Origin of the sequence: Pseudarthrobacter sp. NPDC059871 (assembly GCF_042731175.1) — a bacterium.
Taxonomy (GTDB): Bacteria; Actinomycetota; Actinomycetes; order Actinomycetales; family Micrococcaceae; genus Arthrobacter.
In genome coordinates this window covers 195616-209875 of the sequence record NZ_JBHWJV010000008.1, presented here as the reverse complement: position 1 = coordinate 209875, position 14260 = coordinate 195616, and the positions used below count along the sequence as shown (strand labels likewise).

The following is a 14260-nucleotide window of genomic DNA, read 5'->3' as shown; positions in this document are numbered from 1 at the left end:
CCGAATGGACCATGGCAGCCCGGCGGGCGCGGCGGCTGCGGCAGCCCGGGACCGGACTTTCGGGCCCTTGTACTCCCGCAACGCCAGGGCCGTGATCGCCCGCGGGCTGATGGCCACCAGGAGTACCAACTGGCTGGTGATGCTCTCCGGCTTCTTCGAGCCGGTGCTCTTCCTGGTCTCCATGGGAGTGGGGCTGGGATCCATCGTCGGCGCCGTTGCAGGTCCCGATGGAACCAGCATCAGCTACGCGGCCTACATCGCCCCGGCACTGCTGGCAGTCTCGGCGATGAACGGGGCGGTGTACGACTCCACGTGGAACGTGTTCTTCAAAATGAACTTCGCCAAGCTGTACCAGGGCATGCTGTACACATCGCTGGGCCCGCTGGACGTTGCCCTCGGAGAGATCTTCCTGGCCCTCCTGCGCGGCATGCTCTACGCCACCGGCTTTACCGCCGTGATGGGCACGATGGGGCTGATCACCTCGCCCTGGGCCCTGCTGATGATCCCGGCCTCGGTTCTCATTGCGTTTGGCTTTGCGAGCCTGGGCATGGGAATCACCAGCTTCCTGAAGACCTTCCAGCAGATGGACTGGATCAACTTCATCCTGCTGCCGATGTTCCTGTTCAGTGCCACGTTCTACCCGCTGAGCGTCTATCCGGAACCCATCCAGTGGTTCATCCAGGCCATGCCGCTGTGGCACGGCGTGGAGCTGCTGCGCCAGATCAGCGTCGGTGTCTTCACCGGGGCCACGGCGGTGCACATCGGCTACTACCTGGTGATGACCGCCGCGGGCATGCTCCTGACCACCCTCCGCCTGCGTGCCCTGTTCCTGAAGTAGCCCCGCTCCCCACCAGGTTGCAGCAGATGCCGTCTACTTACCTGGGTCTGTTCGCCGGGGGTGGAAGGCGGCCGAAGCATGCCGGGCCGTTTGAGAGAATAGGTGCATGCAATCTCTGGGCAACCCCAATTCAGCTCCCCACGCCGCCAAAGGCGGTTTCTCGATGTTCCGCATCAGCGGACCCGGACTGATGGTCCTGGTGACCGCGTTCATCGTTGCCGTGATCTTCGCGGCAAACCAGAACGACGTCGTGGGCTGGGTTGTCGCCGTCATCGCCTTCTTCTGGCTGGCCCTCGCCTGCTTCGTGGTCTTCAGCATCCAGAAGGCGGCCAGGAAAGCCGGAGCAAAGCTCAGCGAGGCCCAGAATGCCTTCACCACGGCAGCCGGCCGGGGACCGACGCAGTCGGCGGCAGACCATGGCGGAACCACAGTGGTGTCCGAACGCAGCCAGGCCGATGAGGTCCGCGACCTGAAGCTGGACCACTCCTTCAAGATCGTCCAGGTGCAGGTCCGCGTGGTGGAGGAGGAGCGCGCCAAGGGTGCAGCCGCCAACCAGGACACCATCCACCGGGCCCTTGAAACGATTGAAATCACGGCTACCAACGCGCGGGACATGATCAAGTCCTCCGGCAACGGCGAGCCCGTAGCCGGAACCATCATCGACTAGAGTGGAACGGGTGAGCTCGGCATTGAAGAAGGACCACCTCCGCATCGCATCCGTTAACGTGAACGGTTTGCGGGCTGCCTACAAGAACGGCATGGCCGCCTGGCTGGAGCCGCGCGACGTGGATATCCTCTGCCTCCAGGAAGTCCGTGCGCCCGATGCCATTGTCCGGCAGCTGCTGGGAGAAGGCTGGCACATCCTGCACGCCGAAGCCGAGGCCAAGGGCCGCGCCGGCGTTGCCATTGCCTCCCGCGAAGAGCCCATCGCCACCCGCAACGGGATCGGCGACGACTACTTTGCCACCGCCGGCCGCTGGGTTGAAGCCGACTTCCGCGTGACCGATGCCTCGGGGGAGCGCGTGCAGCTCACCGTCGCCAGCGCCTATGTGCACTCCGGTGAGGTGGACACTCCCAAGCAGGACGACAAGTACCGCTTCCTCGACGCCATGAGCACGCGGCTTCCGGAGCTGTCCAAGCACAGCGACCATGCCCTGGTGGTGGGTGACCTCAACGTGGCCCACACCCCCCTGGACATCCGAAACTGGAAGGGAAACCTCAAGAAGGCCGGATTCCTGCCGGAAGAGCGGGCCTACTTTGACCGGTTCCTGGGCGAGGAGATTGGCTGGCATGACGTTCACCGGACCATGTCCGGTGAGATGGACGGGCCCTACACCTGGTGGTCCTGGCGGGGCAAGGCCTTTGACAACGACGCCGGCTGGCGCATCGACTACCACCTGGCGACGCCTGCGCTGGCAGCCTCGGCAACCTCCGCCGTCGTGGACCGCGCAGCCACGTACGACACCCGCTTCTCCGACCATGCCCCGCTGGTAGTGGACTACCAGCTCTAAGCCCCGAAAGTTTCACGCATGACACTCCAGCCCACCCCGGCCGCCAAGAAGCGCATCCTGTCCGGTGCCAAGCCCACCGCCGATTCCCTGCACCTGGGCAACTACATCGGAGCCGTCCGCAACTGGGTGGACATGCAGGCCGAGTACGACGCCGTGTTCTTCATCCCTGACCTGCATGCGATCACCGTGGACTTCGATCCCTCGGAGCTTGCCAAGCGCACGCGCATCGTGGCTGCCCAGTACATCGCGGCCGGGATCGACCCGGACAAGAGCATCTTCTTCGTCCAGTCCCACGTGCCAGAGCACGCCCAGCTGGCCTGGGCACTGAACTGCATCACCGGTTTCGGCGAGGCCTCCCGGATGACCCAGTTCAAGGACAAGACCCAGAAGTCCGGCGCGGACACCGCTACCCTGGGGCTTTTTGCGTACCCCACGCTGATGGCGGCGGACATCCTGCTGTACCAGACAGACCTGGTGCCGGTAGGTGAAGACCAGCGGCAGCACCTCGAGCTGACCCGCAACCTCGCGCAGCGGTTCAACACGAAGTTCGGCGCCACGTTCACCGTCCCTGAGGCCACCATCCTCAAGGAAAGCGCGAAGATCTACGATCTCCAGAATCCCAGCGCCAAGATGTCCAAGACCGGTGAGTCGCCCAACGGGGCCATCCAGCTGCTGGAGGACCCGAAGATTGCCGCTAAGCGCATTAAGTCCGCCGTGACCGATGCCGGCACGGAGATCAGGTTCGACCCCGAGGAGAAGCCCGGCGTTTCCAACCTGCTCACCATCTACTCATCCCTGACCGGCAAGCCGGTGGCGGATCTTGAGGCCGAGTACGAGGGCAAGATGTACGGCCACCTCAAGGTGGACCTCGCTGAAGTGGTGGTGGACTTCGTCACCCCGCTGCGTAACCGGACCAATGAGCTGATGACCGATCCTGCCGAGCTGGACCGGCTGCTGGCCCTTGGCGCAGAACGGGCGCGCGAGATTGCCTCCGTAACGATGGCCCAGGTATATGAGCGCATGGGCTTCCTGCCGTCCCACAGCCTCGCAGGAGTCCGCTAGCACCATGTCTTCCAGCGTCGGCGTCATCCTCGGGTTCCCGCCTGACATCGCAGCAGAGCTCCAGCAATGGCGTGCGTCATTTGGCGATCCGCTGGCTGGCGTGGTTCCTGCGCACATCACGCTGGTGACCACCACCCCCACCCACGATTGGGAGGCAACCCTGGCCCACGTCCGGGACGTGGCCCGCCGGCAAAGTCCCTTCATGGTCACCATCGCCGGGACCGGATCCTTCCGCCCCGTTTCACCGGTGGTGTTCATTAAGGTCGAGGACGGTTTCGACGAGTGCGTCGAACTGCACGAAAAACTCCAGCAGGGTCCGCTGCAGCGGGACCTGCCCTTCGCTTTCCACCCGCACGTCACCATTGCCCACGATGTCAGCCCGGAAAGCCTCGATGAGGCGGAAACGGTGTTGAAAAGCTACAAGGCCACCTTCCCCGTGGTTAGCATGGGACTCTACGAGCATGATGCAGACGGCATCTGGCAGCTACGGGAAGAGCTGGACTTTGGGACCGAAACTGACAACCACGCCGGCACCCGATTCGCGGACGGTGCTGCGGAAGCGGCATCCCGAACCGGCGGGGCAGCCTCTTCCCACTGAGCGTGCAAAACTGCAGCTGGCCGTCAGCCAAAAGCGGATGGACTGGAGCAAGGCACGGCGGTCCGGCGGCGGGGGGATCAAGTCCCTCCTGGCCATGGTCCAATGGCTGCTAGCCCGGCTGAACGCCTTCCGTCCCCTGCGCGCTTTTAGGCATTACAGCCTCCAGCACGGTCCCCTGATGAGCGCCGGAATCGGCTTCAACATGTTCTTCTCCATCACCGGCCTGCTCGCCACCGGGTTCTCCGTCGCGGGGCTTGTCCTGCGAGGACAGCCTGCACTGCTGGACAGCATCGTCAGCAGCGTGGCCTCAAGCGCCCCCGGCCTGTTGAAAGTGGACGGCGGAACGGGCCTGGTGGACCCCCAGGACCTCCTCAACCCGCAGGGACTGGGACTCACCGCCATCATCGCCGCCATCGTCACCATCATTACCTCCCTGGGCTGGATCAACGGGCTCAGGGACGGCCTGCGGGGCGTCATGGAACTGCCGCCCCTGGTGGTCAACCCCGTGGTCCTCAAGCTGCGGGACGCGGGCACCCTGCTCCTCCTTGGGGTAGCCCTCGTCATCAGCGCCGGTGCGTCGCTAATTTTCGGGACGGCAGCAGGCTGGGTGTCCGATGTCCTGAACCTGGACGATGCGGTGGCCGGGCCGCTGACGACGCTCATCAAAATCGCCGTTCCGCTGGTCCTGAGCTGGGTGACAGCCCTCATCATGTTCCGGCTGGCCGGCGGACTTAAGCTCTCACGCCGAGCCCTCCTGGAAGGCACCATCCTGGCAGCCATCGGCACCACGTTGCTGCAGATCTTCAGCACCGAGCTTCTGGGCGGTGCCGGGCGCAATCCCCTCCTGGCGCCGTTTGCCATCATCATCGGGCTGCTCATCTGGTTCAACTTCGTCAGCCAGGTGTACCTCGTATCGGCAGGCTGGGCGGCCATCCGCGAAGCAGACCTGGCCGCAGGGGACAAGCCACGCAAATCGATCCTCGGCGCCCGCCACACCATTCCCCAAACCTGAACTACCCGCGTCCGGCGTCCCCGGAACCGCCAGGGCCTGTTGGCGGCCAATCCCTTTGTGATACGTTTCACGAAACCGTTTTCTGACGAGGGAAGAAGCTGGCCCGATGACGCGTCTCAGTACCTACCGACTCCGCAAATCCGTTGCAATGCTCAGTGCCGCATGCCTGCTTGGACTGACAGCGGCATGCTCCGCCCCGTCGGGCGGAACCGGCGACGGCCCGGTGGAGATCCGTTTCGCGTGGTGGGGAAATGCGGGGCGTGCAGAGCTCACCAACAAAGCCATTGCAGAATTCGAAGCCGCCAACCCTGACATCAAGGTAAAGCCCGAGTTCGGGGACATCAGTGGGTATTTCGACAAACTCGCCACCCAGGTGGCCGCTAACGATGCGCCGGATGTCATCACCATGGGCGGCGCCTACCCGGCGGAGTATGCCAACCGTGGCGCGCTGCTTGACCTCTCTAAAGTGTCAGGTCAGCTGGACCTCGCCAAGCTGGACCAGGGGGCGCTGGACAACGGGCAGGTCCAGGGCAAGCAGTACGGAATCTCCACCGGTGCCAACGCCCTGGCCATCGTGGTGAACCCCGCCGTCTTCGCGGCAGCCGGCGTTCCCCTCCCGGATGACACCACCTGGACCTGGGAAGACTTCGCCGAAACCGCGGCGAGCGTGACGGCTAAGAGCCCCAAGGGCACCTACGGAACGGCAACGGTCCTCACGCATGACTCCCTGGACGCCTTCGCCCGGCAACGGGGAGAGTCCCTCTACACCCAGGACGGCCAGCTTGGCCTCACCAAGGAGACAGTCCAGGACTACTTCGACTTCTCCCTCAAACTCAGCGAGTCCGGAGCCGCGCCCAACGCCTCCGAGACAGTGGAAAAGCTCAGCGTCAGCACCGAACAAACGCTGATGGGCATGGGCCAGGCGGGCATGATGCTCACGTGGAGCAACTCGCTGACAGCGCTCAGCAAGGCCTCCGGAGCCGAACTGAAACTCCTCAAGCTCCCCGGCGAAAAGCCCACACCGGGCATCTGGCTCCAGTCGTCGCAGTTCTACACCATTTCCGCACGCAGCAAGCACACCGAAGCCGCGGCCAAACTGGTGAACTTTCTGGTCAACAACCAGGCCGCAGCCAAGATCATCCAAAGCGACCGCGGCGTCCCGAGCAACCCTGAAATGCGCACTGCCATCCAGGACCTCCTGACACCGCAGGGCAAAGTGGAGGCCGCCTACATCGGCGAGATCGGCAAGATGGACTTCGCGCCCACCTTCATCGGACCCACGGGTTCGACGGCGGTCTCCGAGATCACGGCGCGGATCAACACCGACGTGCTGTTCAAGCGCCTGACGCCGGAGAAGGCCGCCGAGCAATGGATCAGCGAGAGCAAGGCCGCCATCGGAAAGTAGGCAGCGCCCGGACGGCCGGCCTCAACGGCCTGGCGCAGGTCAGTGCGCGGCGTCGAGGTACTGGTCGGCCCAGGCCGCGATGATCCTGGCCGCCCGCGCAGCCTGCCCCTTGCCGGTCAGGAGGTGGTCGCTGCCTTCCAGGGAGACAAAGTTCCGGGGGTGCCGGGCGGTCTGGAAGATCGTGCTGGCGTTCTCGATCCCCACGGTGTTGTCAGTGGGGGAGTGGAGCACCATCAGCGGCTTGTGCAGCTGCCGGATGCAGTCCGTGAGGTCGGCGTTTTCCAGGTCCTCCACGAAGTGCCTGCGGATCTCCACGCGCTTGCCGCCCAGGTCCACCTCGGCGCTGCCTTCGCTCAGGATCCGGTCCAGGGCGGCGTCGAAGACGTGGGCCACGTGCTTGGGCGAGAAGGGGGCACCGACTGTTGCGACGGCGTCGAGCTCCGGGATCTCCCGGGCTGCGGCCAGGACTGCAGCGCCGCCGAAGGAGTGGCCCACCAGCAGCGAAATTTCCTTGCCCTCGCTGCGCATGAACTCCGCAGCCTTGACCGTGTCGGCAACCTTGTGGCTGAAGGACCCGGCAGACCACTCGCCGGCCGAACCGCCCAGGCCCAGGTTGTCGAACCGCAGCATGCCCACGCCGCTGTCCGCAAGGGCCTTGCACATCCGGGACGCGGACGGGCTGTCCTTGCCCAGGGTGAATCCGTGCGAGAACACACCCCAGCCCTTAACGGGGCCTTCCGGAATATCGATGATCCCGGACAGCATCTCTCCGGTGGAACCGGCGAATGTGACCTTCTCTGAGCGGGACACGGTGTCCCCTTCCTGTCGAACGGGCTTGCCCCATCACTGAGGGCTCCCAAACCGGGGGAATGGGAACCCTCAGTGATAGGGCAACGGGGGGTTTAACGATCGACGGCGCCACTCACCACGTGGGGTGAGTGACGCCGTCGTCCGCGGGTGATCCTTAGATCTTGCGGGAGAGAATCGCCTGCTTGACCTCGGCGATCGCCTGCGTCACCTGGATGCCGCGGGGACATGCTTCGGAGCAGTTGAAGGTGGTGCGGCAGCGCCACACGCCTTCTTTGTCGTTGAGGATCTCGAGGCGCATGTCGCCGGCATCATCACGGGAATCGAAGATGAAGCGGTGTGCGTTTACGATGGCCGCCGGGCCGAAGTACTGGCCGTCGGTCCAGAAGACCGGGCAGGAGGACGTGCACGCAGCGCACAGGATGCACTTGGTGGTGTCGTCGAAGCGCTCACGGTCCTCAGCGGACTGGAGGCGTTCCTTGGTGGGCTCGTGGCCCTTGTTGATCAGGAACGGCATAACCTCGCGGTAGGACTGGAAGAACGGCTCCATGTCCACGATGAGGTCCTTCTCCACCGGCAGGCCCTTGATGGGTTCCACCGTGATGGGCTTGGACGTGTCCAGGTCCTTCAGGAGGGTCTTGCAGGCGAGGCGGTTGCGGCCGTTGATGCGCATGGCGTCGGAGCCGCACACGCCGTGGGCGCAGGAGCGGCGGAACGACAGGCTGCCGTCCATCTCCCACTTGACCTTGTGCAGGGCGTCCAGGACGCGGTCCGTGCCGTACATGGTGAGGTGGTAATCGTCCCAGGTGGCCTCTTCCGAGACCTCCGGGTTATACCGGCGGACTCGCATGTGAACATCGAACGTGGGGATTTCGCCGCCCCCGCCGACGCCGGCAGGCAGTTCAATCTTTGAGGCTGGCTCAGCGATTTCAGCGGTCATCTTAGTACTTCCTCACCATCGGCTCGTAGCGGGTAAAGACGACCGGCTTGGTGGCCAGCCGGATCCCGGCGATTGCTTCCGCCGATCCGTCAGCCGGCGCGTGGTCATCCTTGTACGCCATGGAGTGCTTCATGAATTTCTCGTCGTCACGGTCCGGGAAGTCCTCGCGGAAGTGTCCGCCGCGGGATTCTTCACGGTGCAGGGCAGCAACCGTCATGACCTTGGCCAGTTCCAGGAGGAAGCCCAGTTCCACGGCTTCGAGGAGGTCAAGGTTGAAGCGCTTGCCCTTGTCCTGCACGTTGATGTGCTTGTAGCGCTCCTCGAAGGAGGCGATGTCGCTCAGGACCTGGTTCAGCGTGTCCGCGGTGCGGAACACCTGCATGTTGGCGTCCATGGTGTCCTGCAGTTCCTTGCGGATCTGCGCCACCTTCTCGTCGCCGGTGCCGTTGCGGGCGATGTCCAGCAGGTCCGTGGTGTAGTCCAGCGGGTTCTCCGGCAGCTCCACGAACTGGGCCGTCTTGGCGTATTCCGCAGCGGCGACGCCGGCACGCTTGCCGAACACGTTGATGTCCAGCAGGGAGTTGGTGCCCAGGCGGTTGGAGCCGTGGACGGACACGCAGGCCACTTCACCCGCGGCGTACAGGCCGGGGATCACGGTGTCGTTGTCCTGGAGGACTTCGGTTTCGATGTTCGTGGGGATGCCGCCCATGGCGTAGTGCGCGGTGGGGAACACGGGCACCGGCTCGGTGTAGGGCTCCACGCCGAGGTAGGTGCGGGCGAACTCGGTGATGTCCGGGAGCTTGGCGTCGATGTGCGCCGGTTCCAGGTGGGTCAGGTCCAGGAGGACGTAGTCCTTGTTCGGACCGCAGCCGCGGCCTTCACGGACTTCGTTGGCCATGGAACGGGCCACGATGTCGCGGGGCGCGAGGTCCTTGATGGTGGGGGCGTACCGCTCCATGAAGCGCTCACCCTCCGAGTTGCGCAGGATGGCGCCCTCACCGCGGGCAGCCTCGGACAGCAGGATGCCCAGGCCCGCAAGGCCGGTCGGGTGGAACTGGAAGAACTCCATGTCCTCCAGGGGGATACCGCGGCGGAACGCGATGCCCATGCCGTCACCGGTCAGGGTGTGGGCGTTGGAGGTGGTCTTGAAGACCTTGCCCGCGCCGCCGGAAGCGAACACCACGGACTTGGCCTGGAACACGTGCAGTTCGCCGGTGGCGAGGTCGTAGGAGACCACACCCGCAACGCGCTTCTGCTTGTACGAGGTGCCGTCTTCGCGGACCGCGTCCTCTTCGACCGTCAGCAGGTCCAGGACGTAGTACTCGTTGTAGAACTCAACGTTGTGCTTGACGCAGTTTTGGTACAGGGTCTGCAGGATCATGTGGCCGGTACGGTCCGCTGCATAGCACGCACGGCGGACGGGTGCCTTGCCGTGGTCGCGGGTGTGGCCACCGAAGCGGCGCTGGTCGATCCGGCCTTCGGGCGTGCGGTTGAACGGCAGGCCCATCTTTTCCAGGTCGAGCACGGCGTCGATGGCTTCCTTGGCCATGACCTCGGCGGCGTCCTGGTCCACCAGGTAGTCACCGCCCTTGACGGTGTCGAACGTGTGCCACTCCCAGTTGTCTTCCTCGACATTGGCAAGGGCTGCACACATGCCACCCTGCGCCGCACCGGTGTGCGAGCGGGTGGGGTAGAGCTTGGTCAGTACTGCTGTGCGCGCGCGCTGACCGGATTCGATCGCGGCGCGCATGCCAGCGCCACCGGCACCGACGATGACGACGTCGTACTTATGGACCTGCATACCAGACGCTCTTTCTCTCAAAATTCGCAATAAAACAAACGGGGGCGTGTAGCTGTCCCCGCACAACAGGGCCCGCGGTTTATGCCCGCGGGCCCGGGATGATGCTGGTGCTAGGCAGGGCAGAAGCCGCCAGGCAGCGGAACGCCGTCCACCACGGGGCACGGATCGAAGGTGAAGATCACCAGGGTGCCCAGAACGATGATGACGACGGTGGCCGAGTAGAGGACCGTCTTCAGCCAGCGGCGGGTTGAGTCCTTCTCGGCGTAGTCGTTGATGATGGTGCGCACGCCGTTGGTACCGTGCAGCATGGCCAGCCACAGCATGGCCAGGTCCCAGAACTGCCAGAACGGATCTGCCCACTTGCCGGCCACGAAGCCGAAGTCGATGGCGTGGATGCCTTCGCCCACCAGGAGGTTGACGAACAGGTGGCCGAAGATGAGGACCACCAGCACCACGCCGGAGAGGCGCATGAACAGCCAGGCGATCATCTCGAAGTTGCCGCGGCTGCCGCCGTTGCGGCGGTACTGGGGTGCAATCCGCCCGCTGCGGGGGCTCTCGATGGTTGCAGTCATGGCTTAGTGACCTCCGAGGGCGAGGGACAGGTGGCGGATGGAGAAGGCAACCATGGTGACAACCCAGAGGCCCAGGACTACCCAGAGCATCTGGCGCTGGTATTTGGCGCCTTTCTTCCAGAAGTCCACTGCAATGATGCGCAGGCCGTTGAAGGCGTGGAACACAATCGCAGCGACAAGACCGGTCTCACCCAGCGCCATCAGCGGATTCTTGTAGGCGCCAATGACGGCGGTGTACGCCTCCGGAGACACACGCACCAGGCTTGTGTCCAGGACGTGGACCAACAAGAAGAAAAAGATCACTACACCGGTAATCCGGTGTCCTACCCAAGACCACATGCCTTCACGGCCGCGGTACAAGGTGCCAGCTGGTTTTGTCGGCACTGATAAACCTCCCTGCAACACAGCGGCGCTGGCATGAGATCCACGCGGGGGGAACGCCTGCTGCGAGAGCACTCGTAGCTCAGGCCTAAATCTAGGCTTCGCTCACAGCTTATTCAATTTAGGAGCATCTTGCTGCCCAGTAGTGGCGCGGTTTTCCTGAATTTATGAGACAAACGCCACAAAGCCTTGCTCCGAAAGCGGCTGTCCTGCTTCCGGGCGGGGTCCCGGGCGCGGGTCCGTCTACGCGGGCAACCGCACCCGTTCGGCTAAAGTAGGCCTTGATGAGTACAGACAAAGTGACAAGCCCGGTATCACCTCTTGACCGCTTCTATGCGGTGATTCCGGCTGGCGGAGTGGGGACCCGCCTCTGGCCCCTGTCACGAGCCGCAGCTCCCAAATTCCTTCACGATCTCACCGGTTCGGGCAGCACCTTGCTGCGCGCCACCTATGACCGGCTCCAACCGCTTGCGGGGGACCGGATGCTGGTGGTCACCGGAAAGGCGCACCGCGATGCAGTGTGCAGGCAGCTTCCGGAAGTACAGGACGCGGACCTGGTGCTCGAATCCGAGCCCAAGGATTCCGGTGCCGCGATCGGACTCGCTGCCGCCATCCTGCACGAACGAGATCCGGACACCATCATGGGATCCTTCGCCGCGGACCAGGTGATCAGCCCGGACCAGCTCTTCCAGGAAGCAGTCCGCGAGGCCATCTACACCGCAGCCGCCGGGAAGATCGTCACCATCGGCATCAAGCCCTCGCACCCGTCCACGGGCTTCGGGTACATCCGTTCGGGCCAGGTGCTACGCGTTGAAGGCGCGCCCAGCGCCCAGGACGTGGTGGAGTTCGTGGAAAAGCCGGACGAGACGGTGGCCCAGCAATACGTCGACAGCGGCAACTACGTCTGGAACGCCGGCATGTTCGTCGCTCCCGTGGCGCTGCTTCTCAAGCACCTGGAAGCCAACCAGCCCGAACTGTTCCAGGGATTGCAGGAGATCGCCCGCGCCTGGGACACCCCGGAGCGGGATGAAGTCACGGCGCGGGTATGGCCCACGCTGCCGAAGATCGCCATCGACTACGCCGTGGCCGAGCCTGCCGCGGAAGCCGGGGACGTCGCCGTCGTGCCCGGAACCTTCCGGTGGGACGACGTCGGAGACTTTGCTTCCGTGGGCCGGCTCAACTCCGCCAAGGAAGTGGATGATGTCACGGTTCTGGGCGAGGGCGCCCGCGTCTTCACGGAGAACTCCAGCGGCGTGGTGGTCACCGACACCAAGCGCGTCATTGCCCTGATCGGCATTGAAGACGTGGTGATCGTGGATACGCCCGATGCCCTCCTGGTCACCACCATGGCCAACTCGCAGCGGGTCAAGGCCGCCGTGGACGCCCTCAAGGCCAGCGGCGACACCGACGTCCTGTAGGACTCCGCAGCCCACATCCCGGGCACCAGCCGTGCCCGGGATGTAACGCGGCGACTGTGATGGACGCTATTGCGGCCACGATCGCTAGAGTGAAGCAGTGCGCAATTACACTACTGAAGCCGAACCCACCGCTTTGGTGGCTCCATGGCTGGAGCCGCTCCTGCCGGAACTGATCGAATTCCGCCGGGACCTGCACGCGCATCCGGAACTTTCGTTCAAGGAGTACCGCACCACTGACAAGCTGGCCGAGCGGCTGGAAGCCGCAGGCCTGGCGCCGCGCCGCCTCGAGGGGACCGGGCTCACCGTGGACGTCGGTGAGGGCCCCATCGCCACGGCCCTCCGCGGGGACATCGACGCCCTGCCCATCATCGAGGAAACCGGCCTGCCGTTCGCGTCAAGGAACCACGGTGTCACCCACGCCTGCGGCCACGACGTCCACACCACCACCATGCTGGGGATCGCCCTGGTCCTGCACCGCATGCACCAGGAAGCGCCCCTGGGCGGCACCATCCGCATCATCTTCCAGCCCGCCGAGGAAACGATGCCCGGCGGTGCCCACGCGTGCATCGAGCAGGGCGTGCTGGACGGCGTTCCCCGGATCCTGGCCCTGCACTGCGATCCCCGGATCGATGTGGGCAAGATCGGAACCCGCATCGGGGCCATCACGTCGGCCTCGGACACCATCCGGATCGAGCTTTCCGGCCGCGGCGGCCACACCTCCCGCCCGCACCTCACCGAAGACCTCGTCTTTGCACTGGCCCAGATCGCCGTGAATGTGCCAGCCGTGCTGTCCCGCCGGGTTGATGTCCGCAGCGGTGTCTCCGTGGTCTGGGGCCAGATCTCCGCCGGCTCCGCCCCCAACGCTATCCCCGGGGTGGGCTATATGGCCGGCACCATGCGCTGCCTGGACCGTGAAGCCTGGCACGCTGCCGGCGAGCTGCTCGATGAGGTGGTCCACCAGGTGGCGGCCCCGTATGGCGTGGACGTCCGGCTTGAGCACACCAGGGGAGTGCCGCCGGTGGTGAACTCAGAGCATGAGACCGCCCTCATAGAAGCATCCGCCCGCGCCGAGATCGGTGAGAGCGCCGTGGTGCTCACCCCGCAGTCCATGGGCGGCGAAGACTTCGCCTGGTTCCTGGCCGAACTGCCCGGGGCCATGATGCGGCTGGGCACCAAGACGCCGGGCGGCGAGGAATACGACCTGCACCGCGGGGATTACATCCTGGACGAACGGGCGCTGGGTCTCGGCATCCAGGTGCTGACGGGCGCGGCCCTGCGCACCATCCGTGACCTGTAGGCCACCTTCCCGGCTGGGCGGCAGGGAGAAGCCCCGGCCGCTGGGCGGCCCACGCAGACACGACTAAGGCGCGACGCCGGCACTTACCAAAGTGCCGGCGTCTCGCCTTTTTGCGCGTCCGGGGAGCGGCGGCTGAATGTAAGTTGTGCACAATTGAATTGTGGACTAGCATTGTGGTTGTGACTGATGCTCCCCGCCTTGACCGGCAAGTGTGTTTCGCCCTCTACTCGGCATCCCGTGCCGCCACGGCCGTATACCGGCCCGTGCTGGAGGAGCTGGGACTGACCTACCCCCAGTACCTCGTCATGCTGGTGCTGTGGGAAAACGAGCCGCGCGGGGTCAAGGACCTCGGCCACGAACTCGGCCTCGACTCGGGAACGCTGTCCCCGCTGCTGAAGCGGCTCGAAGCACTGGGGCTTGTGGAACGCCGCCGCTCCGGAGACGACGAGCGCCGCGTGGCCGTCCACCTGACGCCCGCCGGGAAGGACCTCAGCAGCAAGGCCGGGGCCATTCCCCAGCGCCTGGCAGACGCCGCCGGGCTCACCGCCGGAGAGCTTGAGCAGTTGCGCGGAACTCTCGCCAAACTCACCGCCGCCCTCCATGACGCCGTCTGAAGCA

General features: G+C 64.8%; 15 protein-coding genes. 10 read left to right on the top strand and 5 right to left on the bottom strand.

Annotated features, from left to right (window positions below; all coding sequences use genetic code 11):
* Positions 1 to 4: 4 nt before the first annotated feature.
* The 7 genes from ACFV4R_RS12720 (at position 5) to ACFV4R_RS12690 (ending at position 6426) form a co-directional block, all read left to right on the top strand.
* Entirely contained in the window at positions 5 to 838 is an 834-nt protein-coding gene (locus tag ACFV4R_RS12720) for an ABC transporter permease (protein WP_377202663.1), read from the top strand.
* A 106-nt stretch (positions 839 to 944) separates the two neighbouring features.
* The gene (locus ACFV4R_RS12715; protein ID WP_377202528.1) at positions 945 to 1505 is read left to right on the top strand and encodes a hypothetical protein; all 561 of its coding nucleotides are present in this window, start codon (positions 945 to 947) and stop codon (positions 1503 to 1505) included.
* Positions 1506 to 1515: 10 nt separating this feature from the next.
* The gene (locus ACFV4R_RS12710) at positions 1516 to 2349 is read left to right on the top strand and encodes an exodeoxyribonuclease III (protein WP_056082380.1); all 834 of its coding nucleotides are present in this window, start codon (positions 1516 to 1518) and stop codon (positions 2347 to 2349) included.
* 18 nt (positions 2350 to 2367) lie between these two features.
* The gene (trpS, locus tag ACFV4R_RS12705) at positions 2368 to 3411 is read left to right on the top strand and encodes a tryptophan--tRNA ligase (protein WP_377202529.1); all 1044 of its coding nucleotides are present in this window, start codon (positions 2368 to 2370) and stop codon (positions 3409 to 3411) included.
* A gap of 4 nt (positions 3412 to 3415) precedes the next feature.
* A complete protein-coding gene (locus tag ACFV4R_RS12700) occupies positions 3416 to 4009 on the top strand; it encodes a 2'-5' RNA ligase family protein (protein ID WP_377202530.1) in 594 nt (197 codons plus the stop codon).
* A gap of 37 nt (positions 4010 to 4046) precedes the next feature.
* Positions 4047 to 5021 (top strand): YihY/virulence factor BrkB family protein, encoded by a 975-nt coding sequence (locus ACFV4R_RS12695; RefSeq protein ID WP_377202531.1) that lies wholly within the window; start codon positions 4047 to 4049, stop codon positions 5019 to 5021.
* A gap of 106 nt (positions 5022 to 5127) precedes the next feature.
* Positions 5128 to 6426, top strand: a complete 1299-nt coding sequence (locus ACFV4R_RS12690) for an ABC transporter substrate-binding protein (protein WP_377202532.1) — start codon at positions 5128 to 5130, stop codon at positions 6424 to 6426.
* A gap of 39 nt (positions 6427 to 6465) precedes the next feature.
* Here ACFV4R_RS12690 and ACFV4R_RS12685 read toward each other — a convergent pair whose 3' ends face one another.
* From ACFV4R_RS12685 to sdhC, 5 genes are all read right to left on the bottom strand, one after another.
* Positions 6466 to 7236 (bottom strand): alpha/beta hydrolase family protein, encoded by a 771-nt coding sequence (locus ACFV4R_RS12685; protein WP_377202533.1) that lies wholly within the window; start codon positions 7234 to 7236, stop codon positions 6466 to 6468.
* 154 nt (positions 7237 to 7390) lie between these two features.
* On the bottom strand, positions 7391 to 8173 hold the full coding sequence (locus ACFV4R_RS12680; protein WP_015936415.1) for a succinate dehydrogenase iron-sulfur subunit: 783 nt from the start codon (positions 8171 to 8173) through the stop codon (positions 7391 to 7393).
* A gap of 1 nt (position 8174) precedes the next feature.
* Positions 8175 to 9974, bottom strand: a complete 1800-nt coding sequence (sdhA, locus tag ACFV4R_RS12675; RefSeq protein WP_377202534.1) for a succinate dehydrogenase flavoprotein subunit — start codon at positions 9972 to 9974, stop codon at positions 8175 to 8177.
* Positions 9975 to 10084: 110 nt separating this feature from the next.
* Positions 10085 to 10546 carry a succinate dehydrogenase hydrophobic membrane anchor subunit gene (locus ACFV4R_RS12670; protein ID WP_056082046.1) on the bottom strand — a complete coding sequence of 154 codons (462 nt, stop codon included), beginning with the start codon at positions 10544 to 10546 and terminating at the stop codon, positions 10085 to 10087.
* Positions 10547 to 10549: 3 nt separating this feature from the next.
* Positions 10550 to 10930 (bottom strand): succinate dehydrogenase, cytochrome b556 subunit, encoded by a 381-nt coding sequence (gene sdhC / locus ACFV4R_RS12665; RefSeq protein WP_082178227.1) that lies wholly within the window; start codon positions 10928 to 10930, stop codon positions 10550 to 10552.
* A gap of 281 nt (positions 10931 to 11211) precedes the next feature.
* Here sdhC and ACFV4R_RS12660 point away from each other — a divergent pair, with 281 nt between their 5' ends.
* The 3 genes from ACFV4R_RS12660 to ACFV4R_RS12650 all read left to right on the top strand — a co-directional run bounded on the left by ACFV4R_RS12660 (position 11212) and on the right by ACFV4R_RS12650 (position 14256).
* Positions 11212 to 12345 carry a mannose-1-phosphate guanylyltransferase gene (locus ACFV4R_RS12660; RefSeq protein WP_377202535.1) on the top strand — a complete coding sequence of 378 codons (1134 nt, stop codon included), beginning with the start codon at positions 11212 to 11214 and terminating at the stop codon, positions 12343 to 12345.
* 97 nt (positions 12346 to 12442) lie between these two features.
* The gene (locus tag ACFV4R_RS12655) at positions 12443 to 13642 is read left to right on the top strand and encodes an amidohydrolase (RefSeq protein WP_377202536.1); all 1200 of its coding nucleotides are present in this window, start codon (positions 12443 to 12445) and stop codon (positions 13640 to 13642) included.
* A gap of 179 nt (positions 13643 to 13821) precedes the next feature.
* Positions 13822 to 14256: a MarR family winged helix-turn-helix transcriptional regulator gene (locus ACFV4R_RS12650; protein WP_091718916.1), complete on the top strand. Its 435-nt coding sequence runs from the start codon at positions 13822 to 13824 to the stop codon at positions 14254 to 14256.
* Positions 14257 to 14260 lie beyond the last annotated feature (4 nt).